This is a genomic window from Pseudoclavibacter sp. RFBG4 (genome assembly GCF_002931515.1).
Classification (GTDB): domain Bacteria; phylum Actinomycetota; class Actinomycetes; order Actinomycetales; family Microbacteriaceae; genus Pseudoclavibacter.
Genome location: NZ_PSYC01000036.1, coordinates 74308 through 95164 on the forward strand (window position 1 = coordinate 74308; position 20857 = coordinate 95164).

19 protein-coding genes are annotated in these 20857 nt (G+C 70.1%); 9 read left to right on the forward strand and 10 right to left on the reverse strand.

Annotated elements, in window-relative coordinates; all coding sequences use genetic code 11:
* Positions 1–297: 297 nt before the first annotated feature.
* On the reverse strand, positions 298–1011 hold the full coding sequence (locus C5E10_RS14160) for a TetR/AcrR family transcriptional regulator (RefSeq protein ID WP_104332189.1): 714 nt from the start codon (positions 1009–1011) through the stop codon (positions 298–300).
* A gap of 93 nt (positions 1012–1104) precedes the next feature.
* On the opposite strand from C5E10_RS14160, the gene C5E10_RS14165 reads away from it, so the two are divergent.
* The gene (locus C5E10_RS14165; RefSeq protein WP_181062782.1) at positions 1105–2586 is read left to right on the forward strand and encodes an MFS transporter; all 1482 of its coding nucleotides are present in this window, start codon (positions 1105–1107) and stop codon (positions 2584–2586) included.
* A 21-nt stretch (positions 2587–2607) separates the two neighbouring features.
* Here the strand turns inward: C5E10_RS14165 and C5E10_RS14170 are convergent, their stop codons facing one another.
* The 4 genes from C5E10_RS14170 to purD form a co-directional block, all read right to left on the reverse strand.
* Positions 2608–2916 (reverse strand): DUF1905 domain-containing protein, encoded by a 309-nt coding sequence (locus tag C5E10_RS14170; RefSeq protein ID WP_104240152.1) that lies wholly within the window; start codon positions 2914–2916, stop codon positions 2608–2610.
* A gap of 48 nt (positions 2917–2964) precedes the next feature.
* A complete protein-coding gene (locus C5E10_RS14175; RefSeq protein ID WP_104332208.1) occupies positions 2965–4506 on the reverse strand; it encodes a SulP family inorganic anion transporter in 1542 nt (513 codons plus the stop codon).
* A 212-nt stretch (positions 4507–4718) separates the two neighbouring features.
* Positions 4719–5612, reverse strand: coding sequence for a phosphoribosylaminoimidazolesuccinocarboxamide synthase (locus C5E10_RS14180; RefSeq protein WP_104298105.1), 894 nt, complete (start codon positions 5610–5612; stop codon positions 4719–4721).
* Positions 5609–6892 (reverse strand): phosphoribosylamine--glycine ligase, encoded by a 1284-nt coding sequence (purD, locus tag C5E10_RS14185; protein ID WP_104332191.1) that lies wholly within the window; start codon positions 6890–6892, stop codon positions 5609–5611. The genes C5E10_RS14180 and purD overlap by 4 nt, the downstream gene beginning before the upstream one ends.
* 129 nt (positions 6893–7021) lie before the next feature.
* Here purD and C5E10_RS14190 point away from each other — a divergent pair, with 129 nt between their 5' ends.
* Together C5E10_RS14190 and C5E10_RS14195 are read left to right on the forward strand one after the other, a co-directional pair.
* A complete protein-coding gene (locus C5E10_RS14190; RefSeq protein WP_104332192.1) occupies positions 7022–7396 on the forward strand; it encodes a sterol carrier family protein in 375 nt (124 codons plus the stop codon).
* 107 nt (positions 7397–7503) lie between these two features.
* Complete coding sequence (locus tag C5E10_RS14195; RefSeq protein WP_104332193.1) at positions 7504–7935, forward strand: hypothetical protein; 432 nt, start codon at positions 7504–7506, stop codon at positions 7933–7935.
* Positions 7936–7960: 25 nt separating this feature from the next.
* Here the strand turns inward: C5E10_RS14195 and C5E10_RS14200 are convergent, their stop codons facing one another.
* From C5E10_RS14200 to purF, 4 genes are all read right to left on the reverse strand, one after another.
* The gene (locus C5E10_RS14200) at positions 7961–8575 is read right to left on the reverse strand and encodes an energy-coupling factor transporter transmembrane protein EcfT (protein ID WP_104332194.1); all 615 of its coding nucleotides are present in this window, start codon (positions 8573–8575) and stop codon (positions 7961–7963) included.
* Positions 8576–8620: 45 nt separating this feature from the next.
* Positions 8621–9322: an energy-coupling factor ABC transporter ATP-binding protein gene (locus tag C5E10_RS14205; RefSeq protein WP_104332195.1), complete on the reverse strand. Its 702-nt coding sequence runs from the start codon at positions 9320–9322 to the stop codon at positions 8621–8623.
* A gap of 51 nt (positions 9323–9373) precedes the next feature.
* Positions 9374–10006, reverse strand: coding sequence for a biotin transporter BioY (locus tag C5E10_RS14210; protein ID WP_104332196.1), 633 nt, complete (start codon positions 10004–10006; stop codon positions 9374–9376).
* 162 nt (positions 10007–10168) lie between these two features.
* Complete coding sequence (gene purF / locus C5E10_RS14215) at positions 10169–11626, reverse strand: amidophosphoribosyltransferase (protein WP_104240160.1); 1458 nt, start codon at positions 11624–11626, stop codon at positions 10169–10171.
* 308 nt (positions 11627–11934) lie between these two features.
* Between purF and purM the strand changes: the two genes are divergently transcribed.
* Complete coding sequence (gene purM / locus C5E10_RS14220; RefSeq protein ID WP_104240161.1) at positions 11935–13041, forward strand: phosphoribosylformylglycinamidine cyclo-ligase; 1107 nt, start codon at positions 11935–11937, stop codon at positions 13039–13041.
* Positions 13042–13736: 695 nt separating this feature from the next.
* Here the strand turns inward: purM and C5E10_RS14225 are convergent.
* Positions 13737–14678 carry an asparaginase gene (locus C5E10_RS14225; protein WP_258071152.1) on the reverse strand — a complete coding sequence of 314 codons (942 nt, stop codon included), beginning with the start codon at positions 14676–14678 and terminating at the stop codon, positions 13737–13739.
* 243 nt (positions 14679–14921) lie between these two features.
* On the opposite strand from C5E10_RS14225, the gene C5E10_RS14230 reads away from it, so the two are divergent.
* From C5E10_RS14230 to C5E10_RS14250, 5 genes are all read left to right on the forward strand, one after another.
* Positions 14922–15860, forward strand: a complete 939-nt coding sequence (locus C5E10_RS14230; RefSeq protein WP_104240162.1) for an ABC transporter substrate-binding protein — start codon at positions 14922–14924, stop codon at positions 15858–15860.
* A 160-nt stretch (positions 15861–16020) separates the two neighbouring features.
* Positions 16021–17700 carry an aromatic amino acid ammonia-lyase gene (locus tag C5E10_RS14235; RefSeq protein WP_104332197.1) on the forward strand — a complete coding sequence of 560 codons (1680 nt, stop codon included), beginning with the start codon at positions 16021–16023 and terminating at the stop codon, positions 17698–17700.
* A gap of 46 nt (positions 17701–17746) precedes the next feature.
* Positions 17747–18811 carry an ABC transporter ATP-binding protein gene (locus C5E10_RS14240; RefSeq protein WP_104332198.1) on the forward strand — a complete coding sequence of 355 codons (1065 nt, stop codon included), beginning with the start codon at positions 17747–17749 and terminating at the stop codon, positions 18809–18811.
* Positions 18808–19533 (forward strand): ABC transporter permease, encoded by a 726-nt coding sequence (locus C5E10_RS14245; protein ID WP_104332199.1) that lies wholly within the window; start codon positions 18808–18810, stop codon positions 19531–19533. The genes C5E10_RS14240 and C5E10_RS14245 overlap by 4 nt, the downstream gene beginning before the upstream one ends.
* Entirely contained in the window at positions 19533–20282 is a 750-nt protein-coding gene (locus C5E10_RS14250) for an ABC transporter permease (protein WP_104332200.1), read from the forward strand. Before C5E10_RS14245 ends, C5E10_RS14250 begins: the two co-directional genes overlap by 1 nt.
* Positions 20283–20857 lie beyond the last annotated feature (575 nt).

Below are 20857 nucleotides of genomic sequence, written 5' to 3' on the forward strand. Positions count from 1 at the left end.
TTCGGCCGCGCCGAGGCGCGACACCCGGAGCGTGCCGAGCTCATCCCGCCTGCTGCTCAATCAGTGGGGCGGCGCAGGGGAGGTGCCGTCGTTTTCTCGCGAGGAAAGCCGAGGCGCCTCCCCTTTTGCGCGCCCCGCGCATGCGCACCCCTGCTTTCGGAGTGCCCCGGCTCCGTCCCCTCTCCCGCCGCCCTCTCCCACCCCTTCTTCTCTCCGGAACCGCCACAAGAGTGAGGGAGATGCAGGTTTCTCGCCTCGAGCGGGTGCTTCTGGCTGACTCTTGCGCCTGGCGGATGCTCAGCTCGTGGGCGCGCCACGCTTGGCTGCAGGCAGCACGACGTTGTCGATGATGCCGATCAGGAAGTCGCGGTCGGGGGAGCGGCGCAGGATGAGCGTGCGGAAGGCGGCCATGGCTGGCGCGATCATGCTCAGGGTGTCGAGGTCGACGTCGGCGGAGATCTCCCCGCGCTCGATCGCCCGCTCGAAGATGGCGCGGTTGGCGGCTGCTCTCGGTGCGACGATCGCCTCCTGGGCCGCCGCGGCCATCTCGGGGTCGCGGGCGATCATCGAGACGACCCCCGTCATGACGTTGAGCTTGCGCTCGGCGTCGCGGATGCTCGGTGGGCGCACCAGCGCGACCAGGTCGCCCCGCAGGGAGCCCGTGTCCGGGAGGGCGGCGAGGTCCAGGTCCTTCGACTTCATGCAGGCGACGGCGTCGAGCACGAGGTCTGACTTCGAGGCCCAGCGTCGGTAGAGCGTGGCCTTGCCGGCCTTCGCGCGGGTCGCGACCATGTCGATCGTCATGCCGTCGTAGCCCGTTTCGGCGAGCACATCCAGTGCCGCTTCGAGGATGTCGGTGTCTCGCGTGTGGTCGCGCTTGCGGCCGAGCCTCGGCTTCTTCTCGGCGCTTGCCGGGGGTTGCGAGGTCGGTGCCTCGGGTGCGGTCGCCGCTCCTGTCGCCTCGGTCGCCGGTGCTGCGGGGGAGCTGTCGGCGAGGTCGGTCTGCGTCATCGAAACTACCTCTCGTTGTGGTCACAGCCTAGCTCGCGACATTACGAAACTCAAGGTATCCGAAACGACTCAGTCTCGTATATGGTGAGCCGCATGTCCGAAACCTCAACCCCTGCGACCGACGGTCGCCGCTGGCTCACGCTGATCGTCGTCGGCCTCGCCCAGCTGATGGTGGTCCTCGACGCGACGGTCGTCAACATCGCCCTGCCGTCTGCGCAGGCCGACCTCGACTTCTCCGACGGCCAGCGCCAGTGGATCGTCACCGCGTACTCGCTCGCCTTCGGAAGCCTGCTGCTGCTCGGAGGTCGCCTCTCCGACCTCATGGGCCGCAAGCGCACGTTTGTCATCGGCCTCATCGGCTTCGCGATCGCGTCAGCGCTGGGCGGTGCCGCCCCCTCGTTCGAGCTGCTCGTCGCAGCCCGAGCACTGCAGGGAGTCTTCGGCGCGCTGCTCGCCCCCACCGCCCTCGCCGTGCTCACCACGACCTTCACGATCCCGAAGGAACGCGCCCGCGCCTTCGGCGTGTTCGGCGCGATCGCCGGCGCAGGCGGAGCTGTCGGCCTGCTCCTCGGCGGCGTGCTCACCGAAGCGTTCGACTGGCGCTGGAATCTCTACATCAACGTCGCCATCGCCGCCGTCGCCCTGGTCGGCGCCGTCATCTACGTTCCCTCCATCTCGCGCTCCGGCCCGCGCCCGAAGCTCGACATCCCGGGCACCCTCCTCGTCTCCGGCGGCCTCTTCGGCCTCGTCTACGGCTTCTCGAACGCCGAGACCGACGGCTGGGACTCCCCGCTCACGTGGGGCATGCTCGCGGGCGCCGCGGTGCTCCTCGTGGCGTTCGTGCTCTGGCAGGCGCGTGCCGGGCATCCGCTGCTGCCGCTCTTCATCGTCCGCGACCGCAACCGCGGTGCCGCCTACCTGTCGGTCATGATCGCCGGTGCCGGCATGTTCGGCATCTTCCTCTTCGTCACGTACTACCTGCAGCTCACGCTCGGCTACTCGCCGATCCAGACCGGTCTCGCGTTCCTGCCCATGATCGGGATGCTCGTGCTCGCGGCTCAGCTCGGCACGAACCTGCTGGTGCCGCGCTTCGGTCCGAAGGTGCTCGTCCCGATCGGCATGACGCTCGGCGCGAGCGGCATGCTCTGGCTCACGTTCCTGGATGCGTCGAGCACGTACGCGGGGCACGTCATGCCGCCGCTCATGCTCATCGGGTTCGCGATGGGCACGATCATGCCGGCGTCGATGCAGACAGCGACGCTCGGCGTCGACCGCCAGTTCGCGGGCGTCGCGTCGGCCATGGTCAACACGAGCCAGCAGGTGGGCGGGTCGATCGGCACGGCCCTGCTGAACACGCTCGCCGCGACCGCCGCGGCCGACTACCTCGTCGAGCACGGGCCCGCAGCGGTCGGCGACTCGATGATCGCCAGCTACGCGGCCGCCTACTGGTGGGGTGCAGGCTTCTTCGCAGTCGGGGCCGTGGTCTCCGCGCTGCTGTTCCGCCGCCGCGGTCAGGGCGCATCCCTCAGCCAGGAACCGGCGGAGGCAGGGGCAGCTCCCGCACTCGCGCACTGAGAGTGTGGCTGGATGCGCCCCCTACCGCTGCGGGTCCTCCACGTCGACGAGCCGCACCTTGCCGACGACGGGCGCATCCAGTTCGAGTCCCTCGGCCTCCCGCACGGCCTTCTTGATAGGCAGGATGTAGGTGGCGTCGCTCGGGAAGATCGAGGTGCGCCACGTGGATCCGCCGACGGTCGCCTCGACCCGCACCGAGCCGAAGCCGTGCGTGAAGCGCTCCGTGGCCGCGGCGATCCTGTCGGAGGCGTCCTCGCTGAGGCTCACGAACGTCCACAGCTCGCGCCGCTTCTCCCAGCGCCACAGCGGATTCGAGAACGAGAACTCCATGCGTCCATGATCGCGCACGGGGCGGCTCGCGGCGAGCCCAGAGCGGCTCTAGTGCCCGCCGCCCGGCAGCACGTCGCGCATCCGCCGCAGGCGGGTCTCGCTCTCGTCGTTGAGGCCGACGACCTCCACGGAGGCGCCGTGCTTCTCGTACTTCTCGATCACCGCGTCGAGGGCGGCGACCGTCGACGCGTCCCAGACGTGCGCTGCGCTCAGGTCGATGACCACGCGTGCCGGGTCGGCGGCGTAGTCGAACTGCGCGTACAGGTCGTTCGACGAGGCGAAGAACAGCTGCCCCGTCACCGCGTACGAAGTCACGGCGCCGTCATCCGAGAGCGTGCGGCGCACCTGCACGACGTGCGCGACGCGGCGCGCGAAGAGCAGCACCGCGCACAGCACGCCGGCGCCGACGCCGATCGCGAGGTTGTGGGTCGTGACGGTCGCGACGACCGTCACGAGCATGACGGCGGTCTCGCTCAGGGGCATGCCGCGCAGCGTGGACGGGCGGATGGAGTGCCAGTCGAACGTCGCCCAGCAGACGAAGATCATCACGGCGACGAGCGCGGCCATCGGGATGAGCGCCACCAGGTCGCCGAGCAGCACGACCAGCAGGAGGAGGAAGACGCCGGCGAGGAACGTCGAGATGCGCGTGCGAGCGCCGGATGCCTTCACGTTGATCATCGTCTGCCCGATCATCGCGCAGCCGCCCATCCCGCCGAAGAAGGCGGTGATGATGTTCGCGGCGCCCTGCCCCCACGCCTCCCGCGTCTTGCTGGAGCGGGTGTCGGTGATGTCGTCGACGAGCTTCGCCGTCATGAGCGACTCGAGCAGCCCGACGAACGCCATCGCGAGCGCGAAGGGGAACAGCAGCTGGAGCGTCTCGAAGGTGAGGGGCACATCCGGGATGAAGAATCCGGGCAGCGTGCTCGGCAGCTCGCCCTTGTCGCCGACCGTCGGCACGGTGATCGACGCGAGCACCGTGATGAGCGTGAGCACGACGATCGCGACAAGCGGGGCCGGTACGACGGTCGTCAGCCGCGGCAGGCCGAACACGATGACAAGCGCGAGCGCGGTGAGCGGATACACGAGCCACGGCACCCCGAGCAGCTCCGGGACCTGCGCCAGGAACACGAGGATCGCGAGCGCGTTGACGAAGCCGACCATCACCTGGCGCGGGATGTAGCGCATGAGCTTCGCCACACCGAGCACTGCGAGGAGCACCTGCAGGACCCCAGCGAGGAGGACGGCCGCGATGAGGTAGTCGAGACCGTGCGAGGCCATGAGCGGCGCGATCACGAGGGCGACGGCGCCCGTCGCCGCGGAGATCATGGCGGGCCTGCCGCCGAGGATCGCGATGGAGACCGCCATCGTGAAGGAGGCGAAGAGGCCGACCCGAGGATCGACTCCCGCGATGACCGAGAAGGCGATCGCCTCGGGGATGAGCGCGAGCGCCACGACCAGTCCACCGAGCACCTCGACCTTGAGGAGGCGCGGCGACCGCAGGGTGCGGAGCACCGACTGGCGCTGCTCCGGGGAGAGCGCGGCCGGGGCCGCCGAAGCTGCAGCGGGCGCGGAGGCGTGGGAGGAGGTCACGGCGAAGTTCCAGTCTCGAAGGGAGGAGTGCGAAGGGAACGGCCGGTGCGGGCACACGCGGATGCGCGTGCGGGATTCCAGGAGGGAGTCCGGGTCGTCAAGCCCAGCGGAGGGCGACAGCGTGTGCGCCGCCGACGGCGATTCTACGACGAGACGAGCACGCACCCAAGGCGCGGCTGCGCTCGAGGGGCGTCGGACGGGCCTGGACGGACCTAGGCGCGGACGCCCAGGCGGTCGAAGAGCTCCGCGTAACGGGCCTGAGTGCGCTCGATGACCTCGGCGGGAAGCTCGGGCGGCTGGCCCTGCTTGTCCCAATTCGCGGAGAGCCAGTCGCGAACGATCTGCTTGTCGAACGACGACAGGCGCTGCTTCAGCGGCAGGCTCTCGTCGGCGTAGAGCGTCGCATCCCAGTACCGGGACGAGTCGCTCGTGAGCACCTCATCGCCGATCGTGATCTCGCCGTTGGCTGGGTTGCGCCCGAACTCGAACTTCGTGTCGGCCAGAATCACTCCGCGCTCCTCGGCGATGGCCGATGCCTCGCGGAAGATGCGCAGCGAGAGGTCGCGCAGCGCGACGGCGTCGTCGAGGCCGACGAGCTCGATCATCTTCTCGAAGCTGATGTTCTCGTCGTGCTCGCCCTGAGGCGCCTTGTACGCGGGAGTGAAGATCGGCGTCGGCAGCCGGTCGCCGTCCTCGAGGCCAAGCGGCAGCTGGATGCCGCACACGGTGCCGTGCTCGCGATACTCGAGGAGTCCGGAGCCGGTCAGATAGCCGCGCACGACGCACTCGACGGGGAACATCTCGAGGCGCACGACACGCATGGAGCGTGCCGCGGTGTCGGCCGGCAACGCGGCGCCCCACCCGGACGGCTCGCGGAGGTGGTTCGGCACGTCGATGCGATCGAACCACCAGCGGCTCAGCGCCGTCAGGCGTGCGCCCTTGCCGGGGATGCCGGGGGAGAGGATGTGGTCGAACGCGCTCACGCGGTCGCTCGCGACGACCAGCAGCACGCGGTTGTCGTCGGCGGTCTCGTACACCTCACGGACCTTGCCGGACGACACATGCGACCAGCCCTCGAGGGCTGGAGCGCTGGCCGCGTCGGTCACGACTGCTGCTCGCGGGCTGCGAGCTCCGCGATATCGGCGCGGTACTGGGCGCCGTCGATGTGGATGCGAGACAGGCCCTGGTAGGCGAACGCGCGGGCCTCGGCGATCGTCGCTCCGGTTCCGACGACGTTGAGGATGCGGCCGCCGCTCGTCACGAGGGTGTCGTCGTCGCGCTGCGTGGTCGCCGCCTGCAGCACCTTCACGTTCGGCTCGGCCAGCGCATCCGGAACCCCGGCGATGGTGCGGCCCGACTGCACGTCCTCCGGGTAGCCCTCGCTCGCGAGCACGATCGTGACCGCCGCGTTGTCGGCGATCGCGAGCTCCTCGGGCAGGTGCCCGAGGGTGCCGGTCGCAGAGGCGTAGAGGAGCTCGGAGAGCGGCTGGTCGAGACGCTCGAGCACGGCCTGCGTCTCGGGGTCGCCGAAGCGGGCGTTGAACTCGATGACGCGGATGCCCGCGCTCGTGACGATGAGCCCGCAGTAGAGGAGCCCGGCGAAGGGGGTGCCGGCGGCACGCATCTCGTCGACGACCGGCTTCGCGACCTGATCGACGACGAGCTTCGAGAAGGCGCGCTCCCCGCCGAAGCGCTCGTTGAGGAATGGGACGGGCGTGTACGCGCCCATGCCGCCAGTGTTCGGCCCTTCGTCACCGGCGAGGAGGCGCTTGAAGTCCTGGGCGGGCGGGAGCGCCCGCACGTTGACGCCGTCGGAGAAGACGAACTGCGAGACCTCCTGGCCGTCGAGGAACTCCTCGACCAGCACGGGCCCGGCAGCGAGCCAGTGCTCGGCGTGGACAAGTGCGTCCTCGCGACTCTCGGTCACCATGACGCCCTTGCCCGAGGCGAGGCCGTCGGCCTTCACGACGTACGGCGCGCCGAACTCGTCGATGGCGGCGGCGACCTCGTCGAGCGTCTCCGCGAGGCGCGCACCACCGGTGGGGACACCGGCGCGGGACATGACGTCCTTCGCGAACGTCTTCGAGCCCTCGATCGTGGCGGCGGCCTTCGACGGGCCGAAGACGGGGATGCCGGCCTCGCGCAGCGCGTCGGCGACACCCGCGACGAGCGGGGCCTCAGGGCCGATGACGACGAGGTCGAAGCTCTCGTCCTTGGCGAAGTCGGTGACAAGCGACGGGTTGTTCACGTCGAGCCGGATCACCTCAGACTCAGCGGCGATGCCGGGGTTGCCCGGGGCCGTGACGATCGAGTGTGCGCGCTCGCTGTGGAGGGCGGCAACAATTGCGTGCTCGCGGGCACCGGATCCGAGGACGAGAATTCTCACCGCACCAGCCTAACCGGGGACGACGGCTCGTGCGGCCGCGTGAACGCAGATGACCGCACGGCGACACCCGTCCGCCACGCACGGCACCGCATTCGCACCGCGCCCGCCGGGCCTGTCGCACAATGGGGTGTGCCGAAACCCCGAATCGCCGATGCCGCAGGGCTCGGAGCCATCACCGCCTGGAGCGAAGCCCGCGCCGCGGGCCGCCCGACGCTCCGCGCCGACGCCGCGACGGCCGTCCGCTACACCCTGCAGGCTCTCGAAGACCGTGCCCCGGGGGCGAGCGTCGAGGTGCGGGTGCCGCCGTTCGGTGCCGTGCAGTGCGTGGAGGGCCCGGGCCACACCCGCGGCACGCCGCCGAACGTCATCGAGCTCGACGTCGACACCTGGCTCGAGCTCGCCACTGGCGGCGTGACCTGGCAGGAGGCGTTCGAGGCGAACCGGGTGCGCGCATCCGGAACCCGTGCCGACGTCTCGCCCTGGCTGCCGCTCGTGCGCCGCTGACAGGCGCGCCACGCCCTGGACGGTCTGCCCGCCCTGCTCGTCGAAGCGCCGCGGCGCTCCCCGCGGAGTCTGCGAACGCTCCCCGCGAACTGCGCGACAATGGATGCATGCTCCGCGAGAACGAACCCACTCAGTCGCGCCCCGAAGAGGGCGGCGACACCATGGCAGGCCGCGAGGTCGACGCCGGACGCGAGTTCGAGGGCTACGACGCTGAACTCGCCGAGTTCGAGGAGCAGGAAGAAGACGAGGACGACGGCGTTCGGGAGATGGCGGCGAGGGTCCACCACGTTCCTCGCATGAGCAGCTTCCTCGTGCTCGGTGCGATCGTCGGCGTCGTCCTCGTGACGATCCTCACGTTCGCGTTCCCGCCCAACGAGGTCTTTTCCCGCATCCAGGTGTTCGCGTTCCTCCTCGCGTTCACGGTGCCCGTCACACTCGCGCTCGGCGGCATCGCCGGGTACATCGCGGGTCGCGTGTCGGCGAAGCGCTCGGTCGACGCGCGCCTGATCCGCGCAGACGAGCTCGAGAACCGCTCCTAGCGCACCGGCAGCAGGCGGGCCATCGTCAGTCGTCGAGGCCCCTCGCGTGCAAGGCGTCGGACATGGCGTCGGCGCGGCGCAGCGCCCTGACGACGAGCGGCACGGCGAATGCCCGCGGGCTGCCGCGACGGCCCCGCGCGTACTGTGCCTGCCTCGCGGTCTCGGCGAGCTCGGCGACGAGGGGCACCGCGCGCACGCCGAGGGCGAGTTGCAGGGCGACGCGGTCGGGGTTCACGCCCACTCGACGCAGCGGCCCGAGCAGCCAGACGATCGCGTCGATCATGTCCGTGGTGCGGGTCGTGAGACTCACGAGCGTCGCCGCGAGCACCAGAGCGACGATCGAGCCGACGACGCCGACGGCCCGAGACAGGTCGGCGGTCCACCACTGGAAGGCGAAGATGCCGAGCAGGAAGATCCAGGTCGGGCGCACGCCGCGCCACGCGTATCGAGGGCCAAGGCGCGCCGCCGCGAAGCCGAGCGCCGCGACCGCGACCGCGATGCCGGCGGAGAGCGGTGAGCCGAGCGCGAGCACGGCCGCTCCTGCAGCCACGAGCGCGAGCAGCTTCAGCCCGGCAGGCAGGCGATGGATGACGGAGCTGCCAGGCACGTAGACGGCGAGTGCCGTTCCGCGGTCAGCCACGAGCCCTCGCCGAAGCGGTCGTGGTCGTGGTCGCGGGAAGGGGAGTCACAGCCCTCCCTCGAGGGAGACAGCAGCGCGATAGGCGGCGACCGCATCCCGTGGCGGACCGTCGAAGTGGAGGCGCCCCTCGTGCACCACGAGCACGCGGTCGAAGCCCGCCAGGATCTCGAGATCGTGCGTCACGAGCACCACCTGCTGGGGGAGCGTGGCGATGCGCGCCGCGATCGCGCGCGAGTTGCGCAGATCGAGGAGCGTCGTCGGCTCGTCGAGCACGAGGATGCTCGGCTCGGTCACGAGCACGGCCGCGAGGGCGAGCAGCTGCTTCTGCCCTCCGGAGAGCAGGTGCGCTGGATGGTCGGCGCGGTCGGCGAGACCGACCTGCTCGAGCGCCGCAGCCGTGCGTGCGGCGACCTCCGCCCTACTCAGGCCGCGGCGACCGAGCCCGAAGGCGACATCCTCGCCCACGGTCGGCATGATGATCTGCGAGTCGGGGTCGGTGAAGCAGAAGCCCACCCGGCGCCGCACCTCCCTGCCCGCGCGCCTCGTGTCGAAGCCCTCGACCGAGACGGTCCCGCTCGAGGGCAGCAGCAGCCCGTTGAGCAGTCGCGCGAGGCTCGACTTCCCGGAGCCGTTCGCGCCGATGACGCCGATGCGCTGCTCGCCGAGCGTCACCGAGATGCCGTCGAGCACGGAGCGACGCTGCGCGCCATCGCCGAAGCTCACGCTCACGTCGCGCAGCTCGATCATGCGCGGCCGCGGCTCAGGAGGCACCCGCGAGGTGCGACGGCGGCCCCGGCGTCACGCATCCACTGCCGGTGCCGTTGCCTGGTCGGGCGAGGTCGGCCGGTCGCGCCGCCGCCGGTCGGGGAGGAGCCCCGGGTAGGCCTTGTGCACACCTCGCGCGATGAGCGCCGCGATGACGGCCTTCGCGAGATCGCCCGGCAGGAAGGCGAGTGCCGACAGCGCCGCGGCCCCGAAACCGATCTTCGCCACGAGTGCGACGCCGATGATCCCGGGCAGGTAGAGCACGAACACGCCCCCGACGGCCGTCGAGACGATGCCGGGAAGGATGCGGAACGGGCTGCCGAAGCGCTCGACGAGCCAGCCGACCGCGAACGCCGCGATGGGGAAGCCGATGAAGTAGCCGACTGTGGGGCTCGCGAGCACCGCGAGCCCACCCCGGCCGCCCGCGAGAAGCGGGAGGCCGGCGAGCACCAGGACGTCGAAGAGCAGCAGCGCCGAGAAGCCGCGCTTCGAGCCGAGCACGGCGCCCGCGAGCATGACGCCGAGCGTCTGCAGGGTGATCGGCACTCCGGGGCCGGGGATCGTGATGGCCGGCACCACTCCGAGCGCGGCCACGATGCCGGCGAACACGGCGATCTGCGTGAGGTCGCGCGTGCGATTGCGGGGTGCGGGGTGCGCGTCGGTCATGCACGGACTCTACCGGCGCGCAGACCTGCGGTCCGCCCGGCCCCGCAGCCGCAGCCGAACCGCATTGAGCGTCCCCGGGGCGTGCGCTCCTGCGGGAACCTATGGAAAACGCATGCTCGTCGTGTGACGAACATGCGTCTCCCGAAGGTCTGTCCCGCCCGGCTAGCTCTTCGTGTTGAGCTCGAGCCAGGCCAGGTACTCGGGCGTCACGGTGCCCGTCACGTACTTGCCGTCGAAGCAGCTCATGTCGAGCTCCTTCACGTCGGAGCCCTCGGTGATGGCCGTGAACAGGTCCCCGACCTCCTGGTAGACGAGGCGGTCGGCGCTGATGACCGACGCGATCTCCTCGATCGACCTGCCGGAGGCCACGAGCTCGCCGCGCGACGGCATGTTGATGCCATAGACGTGCGGGTAGCGGACCGGGGGAGCAGCTGACGCGAACGTCACCGAGTTCGCGCCAGCCTGACGCGCCATCTCGACGATCTCCTTCGACGTCGTGCCGCGCACGATCGAATCGTCGACGAGCAGCACGTTCTTGCCGCGGAACTCCGTCGGGAGCGCGTTGAGCTTCTGGCGAACCGACTTCTTGCGCACCTTCTGCCCCGGCATGATGAACGTCCGGCCCACGTAGCGGTTCTTGTAGAAGCCCTCGCGGTAGTCGATGCCGAGGGTCTTCGCCATCTCCATCGCGGTCGGACGGCCCGAGTCCGGGATGGGCATGACCACGTCGATATCGCCGGCGGTGATGCTGCGCTCCACCTTCGAGGCGAGGGTCTTCCCCATGCGCAGGCGCGACTCGTAGATGGAGATGCCGTTCATGACGGAGTCGGGGCGGGCCAGGTACACGTACTCGAACGAGCACGGCACGAGGCGCGGGTTCACGGCGCACTGGCGAGAGTACAGCTCGCCGCCCATCGTGATGAAGATCGCCTCGCCCGGCTCCACGTCGCGGACCAGGTCGTAACCGCCGGACTCCAGCACCAGCGACTCGGACGCCACGACCCACTCGTCGCGGCCGTGCTCGTCGTCGCGTCGACCGAGCACGAGGGGGCGGATGCCGAATGGGTCGCGGAACGCGAGCAGTCCGTGTCCGGAGAGCAGGGCCACGGATGCGTAGGAACCCTCGACGCGGTCGTGCAGGCGGGAGATCGCATCGAACAGGTCATCCGGCGTGAGCTCGTCCCCGTTGATGCCGTGCTGCAGCTCGTTCGCGAGGACGTTGAGCAGCAGCTCCGTGTCGCTCGACGAGTTCAGGTGCCTGCGGTCGACGTTGAAGAGCTCCTTGCGCAGCTCTCGTGTGTTCGTCAGGTTGCCGTTGTGCACGAGGACGATGCCGTAAGGCGCGTTCACGTAGAACGGCTGCACCTCGTCGTCGCTCTTCGCGCTGCCGGCCGTCGCGTAGCGGACGTGGCCGAGGCCGACGTTGCCGAGCAGGTTCCGCATGTCGCGGGTGCGGTAGCCCTCGCGCACCTGGCCCTTGACCTTCGCGATGTGGAAGGTGTCACCGTCCGCCGTCGCGATGCCGGACGAATCCTGACCGCGATGCTGCAGGAGCAGGAGGGAATCGTAGATCTGTTGGTTGACGGGACTGGTCGAGACGTGACCAACAATGCCGCACACGCTGGGGGAGCTCCAAGCACAGGTAAGCGGGCCCGCGAGGGCCACTGAATTGACCAGGCCCGCGAGGGCCACTGATTTTGACCGGGCCCGCGAGGGCCACGGATTTGACCGGACCCGCGAGGGCCACGGTTTCGACGGGGCCCGCGAGGGCCACGAGTGTGATGAGGCACCGAGGCGCCCTGAACGATTTTCCGATTTTGTCACAGCTCGCGGATCCGCGCGCACCCGCGTGGAGAGGGTTCGCTTCCGGCGTCACGTTCGCGGCGCACTAGGCTGTTGGGCGCATCCCCCCGAGGAAAGGGCATTCTGTGTCAGGCAACGACCTCTACGCCGCCGCTGGCGTCGACACCCGTGCGGGTGACACCGCCGTCGAGCTCATGAAGCGCGCCGTCCAGGCGACCCACGGACCGGAAGTGCTCGGGGGCGTCGGCGGTTTCGCCGGGCTCTTCGACGCCTCGCGTCTGACCTCGTTCACGAAGCCGATCCTCGCCACGTCGACCGACGGCGTCGGCACGAAGGTCGCGATCGCGCAGGCGATCGACAAGCACGACACGATCGGCCAGGACCTCGTGGCCATGGTCGTCGACGACATCGTCGTCGTGGGCGCCGAGCCCCTCTTCATGACCGACTACATCGCCTGCGGCCGGGTCGTGCCGGAGCGCATCGCCTCGATCGTCGAGGGCATCGCGAAGGCGTGCGCCGAGACCGGCACCGCGCTCACGGGTGGCGAGACCGCAGAGCACCCTGGCCTCCTCGGGCCAGACGACTACGACGTGGCAGGCGCCGCGGTCGGCGTCGTCGAGGCTGACCGGATGCTCGGACCGGAGCGCGTGCAGCACGGCGACGTCGTCATCTCGATCGCCTCGAGCGGCCTCCACTCGAACGGCTATTCGCTCGTGCGCCGCATCGTCGCCGACCAGGGCCTCGCCTTCACCGACACCTCAGCGGAGCTCGGCGGCGTCGTCGGCGAAGTGCTCCTCGAGCCGACCCGCCTCTACACCGGCCCCCTCGTCAAGCTCCTCGCCGAGCCTGCCCTCGACGGCGCCGTGCACGCCTTCAGCCACGTCACCGGCGGCGGCATCGCCGCCAACCTCGCGCGCGTCCTCCCGCAGGGCGCCTGGATCGAGCTCGACCGCGGCGCGTGGTCGCCGAACGACATCTTCCGCGTCCTCGCGGGCTTCGCGGGCACCGACCTCGAGTCGACGGAAGGTACCTGGAACCTCGGGATCGGGATGTTCGCCGTCGTCGACGCCCAGCGTGCATCCGCGGTCGTCGAGTGGCTCGAGGCCGCTGGCCTGCCGTCGTGGGTTGCCGGCACGATCTCGACCGAGTCGCGCGACTTCGACGGCTTCGAGCAGGGCGCCAAGGGCGTCGATGGCGGCGCGGTGCGCCTCGTCGGCAGCTACGCCAGCTAGGACAGAACACGAGCCGTCGCGTCTCGCCGAGAGGCGAGGGGTGGTGCCCCCCCCCGGTGTCATTCGCCCGCGACGTGACCAACTTGCGTGCAATAGGGGCGGTCTGAGCCGGTTTCGGGGCTGCGGGCATCGATATTGCACTGATGTTGGTCACGCGCGGCGGAGTCCCGGCGGTGGAGCGGGCCTCGGCGCGGCGGCTGACGCGGTAGCGGTCGCAGCGCCTGAACAGGCCTGTGCCGCGGGGGCGTGACCAACTTGCGTGCAATAGGGGCGCTTTGAGCCGGTTTCGGGGCTGCGGGTGCCGTTATTGCACTGATGTTGGTCACGCGCCGGTGGCGCCGCGGACGAGGGGCAAGTCTCAGCGCGGCGGCTGACGCGGCGGCGGTCGCAGGGCTGAGCGGGGCAGTGTCGCGGGGTCGCGACCAACTTGCGTGCAATAGAGGCGCTTTAAGCCGGTTTCCGGGCTGCGGGCGCCGTTATTGCACTGATGTTGGTCACGCGCCGGCGGCGCCGCGGACGAGGGGCAAGTCTCACCGCGGCGGCTGACGCGGCGGCGGTCGCAGGGCTGAGCGGGGCAGTGTCGCGGGGTCGTGACCAACTTGGGTGCGATAGAGGCGCTTTGAGCCGGTTTCGGGGCTTCGGGCGCCGATATTGCACTGATGTTGGTCACGCGGCGGCGGCGCGGCGCCGCGCCGCTACTCGGCGGCGAAGGCCGCCGCGATCTCCTCGGGCGTCGCCTCGTTGGCGATCAGGGCGGCGAGCAGGATGCGCGCCTGACCGGCTCGCAGGACCGCCGCGTGGATGGCGCCGACGACCGCGAGGTCGTGTCCGCCGCCGCCTCCGCCGTAGCTGGCCTTGAGCACGCCGAACGGCACACGGCTCGACACGACGAGCGGGATGTCCGATGCCTGGCATTCCCACGCCGCGGAGACGACGCTCTGGCTCGCGTTGCCCGAGCCGAGGCCGACGAGGACGATGCCCTGCACACCGGCCTCGAGGCTCGCGTGCAGGTGGGTCGCGTCAGCGCCGGGGCTGACCGCGACGGTGTCGACGCGCATGCCGGCGACGGGCGCGGGAAGGTGCAGGCGGCGGGCGGGCTTGTCGGTGACGCTGCGGAACGCATCCGCGCGGTCTGCTGAGGCCTTCGTCAGTCCCCACGCCTTGAGCAGCCTGCCGCCGAACGCGACGAGCACGCCGCGGCCGCGGTTCTCCGGGTCGAGCGCGGCGGCGAGGGCTGCCGCGACGTTCGCAGGCCCGTCCGGCGACTCCGACTCGGCCGTGAACTGCGAGCCGGTGAAGACGACGGGCTTGTCGCTCTCGAGCTGCAGGTCCGTGAGCAGCGAGGTCTCTTCCATCGAGTCGGTGCCGTGCAGGACGATGACGGCGCTGACCTCGTCGTCCTCGACCTGGCGTCGCACCTCGTCGCTGATCGACTGCATGTCGGCGAGCGTGAGGCTCGACGAGTCGACGGCCATGAGGTTCACGGCGCGCAGCTGGGCGCCCTGCGCTGCGGTTCCCTCGAGCAGGGCATCCGCCCCGAGGCTCGGCGTCGTTGCGCCCGATGCCGTCGTCGTGCTGGCGATGGTGCCGCCCGTCGCGATGACGGCGATGAGCGGGAGCGAGGATGAGGTCGTCACGTGGTCATTTCTACCCGGTTTGGCTTCCGCGCGCGCTGAGGGTTGACTTCGCCCGATTCGTGCGAATGTACTGAGCATGCGCCGCATCTGGTTCGGGAACACCGGGCCGGTCCGCGACGTTGCGCACGTAACACAGAGTTAATTCGCGCTATCCGGGAAGCGCGCTCCGAATTCATGGGGCACATTCCTAAGATGGCCGAACTCACTGATGTTCTGGCTACCGCCGAAGATAGGGGACCCCCAATGCAGAAGAAGCGTCTGATTACCGGAGGCATCGCTGCACTCGCAGCGATCGGCCTCCTCTCGGCCTGCTCCAACCCGACCGCTCCCGACGCTGGCGGCACCGACGGTGGTGCCGCATCCGGCGACACGATCGTCGTCTCCTCGGCGAACTTCCCAGAGTCCGAGATCATCGGAAACCTCTACGCGGAAGCGCTGAAGGACGCCGGCTTCACCGTCGAGACGCAGTTCAACATCGGCTCGCGCGAGGCGTACATCCCCGCGCTGTCGGACGGATCGATCGACCTCATCCCCGACTACACGGGCAACCTCCTCATCTTCCTCGACCCCGAGGCAGAGACGACGGACGCGGAGACCATCAACACGAACCTCACCGCAGCGCTCGAGACGGAGGGGCTCACGGGCCTCACCCCGGCCGACGCCGAGGACAAGGACGCGGTCGTCGTCACGAAGGAGACCGCTGAGAAGTGGAACCTGACGACCATCGCCGACCTCGCCGCCCATAACGCCGAGATCACCTACGGTGCCCCGGCCGAGTTCCAGGAGCGCCCGCAGGGTCTGCCTGGCCTGAAGGCGAACTACGGCGTCGAGCCCGCAGCGTTCACCCCCATCGCCGATGGTGGCGGACCGGCAACGGTCGACGCGCTGGTCAGCGGACAGGTGCAGGTCGCGAACATCTTCACGACGTCGCCCGCGATCGTCGAGAACGACCTGGTCGTGCTCGAGGACCCGAAGAACAACTTCCCGGCCCAGCAGGTCATCCCTGTCGGCAACACCGAGAAGCTCACCCCCGAGGTCGCTGAGGTCATCGACGCCATCTCGGCGCAGCTGACGACCGACGAGCTCATCGCCCTCAACACGCGTGTCTCCGGTGACGAGAAGGTCGAGCCCACCAAGGCCGCGACCGACTGGCTCACCGAGAAGGGCCTGCTCGGCGCCTAGGCTCCGCTTCCCCAACACGCGGTGACGCCGCGAGGGTGGATGCGGGCGAGTCCAGCCGCATCCACCCTCTCAGCAGCAACACCCTGAACCACCGACTTCCCGACCGACTCTCCCGCTTTCCTCACCTCCAGCTCCAAGATCTACGAGAAGCGAGTTCCGGATGCAGCAGCATGCAGACGCCGAACGGCCGCACGTGCGACCCACGATGCGCCCCAGCAAGCGGGCAGCGCAGGGCAAGCGGTCGGTCACGGATGCCTCCTCGGCGGGAGTCAACGCGCTCGCGGGCACCAGCGCAGAGGGGTCGCTGCCGCTGACGAGCTTCGTCATCGGCCGTGACCGGATGACGCCGCGGATCCTGGAGCGGCTCGCCGTCACGGTCGGCCACCTCGACATCGACCCGCACGTCAGGGTCCGGCTCGCGGAGGCGCGGGGCGTCATCGAGAGCGTCATGGCCCGCGGCGAGCCCGCGTACGGCGTCAACCGCGGCCTCGGACCGCTGCGCGACCAGGAGATCCCGGAGGAGCTGCAGCACGCGTTCCAGCTGTTCGTGCTCGCCTCCCACGACGCGGCGGTCGGCAAGAACCTGACCCCCATCGAAGCGCGAGCCGTGATGCTCGCGCGTCTCGCCGTCATGGCGCAGGGCAACTCCGGCGCCACGACGGCGCTGTTCGAGGGCCTGCGCTGCCTGCTCGAATGCGGCGTCACCCCGGCCATCCCCTCCGAGGGGTCCGTCGGTGCCGCCGACCTGTCGATGCTCGCCGCCGTCGGCAACGTGCTCGTCGGCCGCGGGCGCGTGCTCGACGAGACCGGCATGCAGACCGTCCCCGCCCGCGAGGCGCTGGCGACGGCCGGCCTCGTGCCGCTCGAGCTCGCCGCGAAGGACGGGCTCGCGCTCGTCGGGGCGAACGCCGCCTCCGTCGGCATCGCGGCCCTCACCTCCGTGCGGCTCGACCGGTTCACCGCATCCGCTGACCTCGTCGTCGCCCACACCTTCGACGCCCTGAACGGCAGCGTCAAGGGCTTCCAGGAGAAGGTCGTGGCGGCCAGGCCCCACCCCGGCCAGATCAGGGCGGCCGCGCGCTTCCGCTCCCTGCTCGGCTCGAGCCGCGCCTACGGGCCGGCCACGGCGGGCTCCCTGCAGGACCCGCTCTCCATGCGCACCGTGCCGCAGGTGCACGGCACCCTCATCGAGCAGGCGGATGTGCTGCGCGAGTCGGTCACGGTCGAGCTGAACGCGCGCAGCGAGAACCCGTACATCGACATCGACAACGACGTCATCATCTCGAACGGCAACTTCTCGACCATCCAGATGGCCATCACGGCCGACTCCGTGCGCCTCCTGCTCGCGCACTTCGGCATCATGAGCGAGCGGCGCTGCTCGCTCATGATCAGGCGCCTCCGCTCCGAGCGGTCGCTCGTCGAGCAGGTGCTGTCCATCGACGACGCCGACCATCCGTTCGTGCCCGTCATCCTCGCCAACACGGCCTCGTCGCTCATGGCGCGCCTGCAGCAGCTCGCGGCGCCCGTCTCGCACCTCGGCGGGGTGGTCGGCGACGGCGTGGAAGACCACAACGCGCAGGGCTACCTGGCCGTGCGGCTCCTCGAGGACAGCCTCGAGGCGGCCGAGCGGCTGCTCGCCATCGAGGGGCTCCTGGCCGTCGGCGTGGGCGTTGCCGCTCCAGCCCCCAGCATGAAGGACCGCGCTCCGCTTGTGGTGCAGCTCTCGAAGCGCATCCGCGAGACCCTCGCCCTCAACGACCCGGCGATCATGACCTCTCAGCGAATCGACCGCGTGCGCGCCGACATCGCAGAGTTGAGCGAGCACGTGCAGGACGCGTGAGCTCCACGCTCGCCCCACGACCACCCGTCACCAGCCAAGGAGCAGCATGATCACCTTCGAGAACGTCACCAAGACGTATCCGGATGGCACCACGGCGGTGAACGACCTCAGCCTCAACATCGAGGAGGGCTCGTTCACGGCCTTCGTCGGGCCGAGCGGATGCGGCAAGACCACGTCGATGCGCATGATCAACAAGATGATCGACGCGTCCAGCGGCCGCATCACGGTGGCGGGCAAGGACGTCGCGGACGTGCCCTCCACCCAGCTGCGCCTCGGCATCGGGTACGTGATCCAGAACGCCGGCCTCTTCCCGCACCGCACGGTGCTCGACAACGTCGCGACGGTGCTGCGCCTGAAGGGGGTCCCCGCGAAGGAGGCCAGAGCGAAGGCCATGGATGCCATCGAGCGCGTCCGCCTCCGCCCCGAGCTGGTCCACCGCTACCCGGCCGACCTCTCCGGCGGCCAGCAGCAGCGCGTCGGCGTGGCCCGTGCCCTCGCGGCGGATCCGCCCATCCTGCTCATGGACGAGCCGTTCAGTGCCGTCGACCCGGTCGTGCGCGATGAGCTGCAGCAGGAGATGATCCGTCTGCAGCGCGAGCTGAAGAAGACGATCGTGTTCGTGACGCACGACATCGACGAGGCCCTCATCCTCGGCGACAAGATCGCCGTCTTCGGGCCGGGCGGCGTGCTCCACCAGTACGCGGCAGCCGAGGAGGTCATGACGAGGCCCGCCAACACGTTCGTGTCGAGCATGATCTCGAAGGACCGCGGCTACCGCGCCCTCACGTTCCGGGACGCCTCGCTCACCGCTGAGCCCCTCGCCGACGCCGTGGCTGGCATCATCGGCCTCGATGGGCACACGGCCGAGTGGTCGCTCGCGGTCGACGACGACGGCCGCCCCGACGCGTGGCTGCACCGCGCGAGCTCGCTGCGCGTCCCGGTCGGCGCGGTCGTGACGCTCGACGACAACCTGCGGCGCTCCCTGGATGCGGTGCTCGCCTCCCCGGCCGGCCTCGCGATCGTCGTCGACCAGGCCGGCGTGGCCACGGGAGTGGTGCGCGGCGAGGCCGTCTTCGCCCGCGTCGCGGACGCGAGCGGCGAGCGATCATGAACTGGCTCATCGCGAACTGGGAGACGGTCTGGCCGATCATCATCCAGCACACGGTGCTGTCGGTGGTGCCGACGGTGCTCGGCCTCGTCATCGCCCTGCCGCTCGGGATGCTCCTCGTCGGGCGACCGCGCGGACGCGGCGTCGCGATCGTCGTCGCGAGCATCGTCTTCACGATCCCCTCGCTCGCGCTCTTCGTCGTGATCCCGTCGATCGTGGGCACGCCCATCATCAGCCCGCTCAACGTGATCATCGCGTTGACGCTGTACTCGACGGCGCTGCTCATCCGCACCGTGCTGGAGTCGCTCGACGCGGTTCCGGACGACGTGAAGGACGCGTCGAGCGCCATCGGCTACTCGCCCATCAAGCGCGTCATCGCGGTCGAGCTGCCCCTCGCCATCCCCGTGCTCGTCGCCGGGCTCAGGGTCGTCGCGGTCACCAACGTGTCGCTCGTCTCCGTGGGCGCCGTCATCGGCGTCGGCGGCCTCGGCCAGCTCTTCACCGCCGGGTTCCAACGCGACTACCCCGACCAGATCTTCGCGGGCATCATCACGATCCTCGTGCTCGCGTTCATCTTCGACCGCGTCATCGCGATCATCGGCGTCGCGACCACCCCGTGGCTGCGCAGCGACCGGGTGAAGGCGAAGCGGGCGTCGAGGCGCACGCCGAACGAGCGCACCGAGACCGCCATGCTCGACACCGTCATCGCGAAGGGGGACATCTGATGTTCAACGAGATGCTGTCCTACTTCCTCGACCCGGCCAACTGGGCGGGCTCGTCGAGCATCCCGGCCAGAGTCGGCGAGCACCTCTGGTACTCGCTGCTGGCGGTCGCGCTCGCCGCCGTCATCGCGTTCCCGCTCGGTCTCGTCATCGGCCACACGGGCAAGGGCACGACGTTCATCGTCGCCACCGCCAACGTGCTGCGCGCGCTCCCCAGCCTCGGTCTCATGACGCTGCTCGTGCTGCTCATGGGCCTCGGACTGTTCCCGCCGGTGATCGCGCTGGTCGTGCTCGCCGTGCCCCCGCTCCTCGCCGGCGTCTACTCGGGTGTCGCGAACGTGAGCCGCGCGACGGTGGATGCGGCGCGCGCCATGGGCATGACCGAGTGGCAGATCGTGTGGCAGGTCGAACTGCCGAACGCGATGCCGCTCATCGTCGCGGGGCTCCGCAGCGCGGTGCTGCAGGTCATCGCCACGGCGACCATCGCCGCCTACGTGAACCTCGGCGGCCTCGGACGCTACATCTTCGACGGCCTCGCCGTCACCGACTACGGACGCGTGCTGGTCGGCGCTGTCCTCGTCACGGGGCTCGCGCTGGTCGTCGACGGCCTGCTCGCGCTGCTCGGGCGACTCGTCGTCCCTGGCCGCACGAAGCGCGGGTCGAAGGGTGCCGGGGCTGAGGCCGGTTCCGGCTCTCGCGTCGGCGCCTCCTCGGGCGCGACCGGCGCATCCGCGAGCACGGCGAGCGCGTAGCCAGCCCTCGGACGGACGGGCGGCCGCCCCGCCCCGCCTCGCCTCGCCTCGCCCTCCCGCTCCGCAAGCAATCGCTGCCCGGCGTTTCGCCCTCCTGCCTAGCCCCGCCCTCGCCCCGTAAGTAATCGCTGCCCGGCGTTTCGCCCTCTAGGAGCCGTTCTAGAGGGCGAAACGCCGGGCAGCGTTGCGCGTTGCGCGTTGCTCGGGGCTCAGGACCGGTGGGAGACGCCGCTGCGGGCATGGAGCTCGAACTTCGGTGGTACCTCGGCAGAGTGAGTCTGATAACCCGGACCAGCAGGTGATTCGCCACCGAAGTTCGCAGCGCACTCGAAAGCGCTGTGCAATCTCACCTCACCCCGTGCCACCCCACCCCGGTGTGCCGCCGCGTGACGCAAGCATTCGCTGCCCGGCGTTTCGCCCTCCAGGGACGGTTCTGGGGGGCGAAACGCCGGGCAGCGATTGAGGTGGGCGGAGGTGGGCGGCGGGTGCGCGCGGTGGGCGCGGGGCGCGGGTGCAGGGACGCGCGGGGCGCGGCACCAGGAATGCGCGGGGCGCGGGCGCAGGGATGCTCGGGG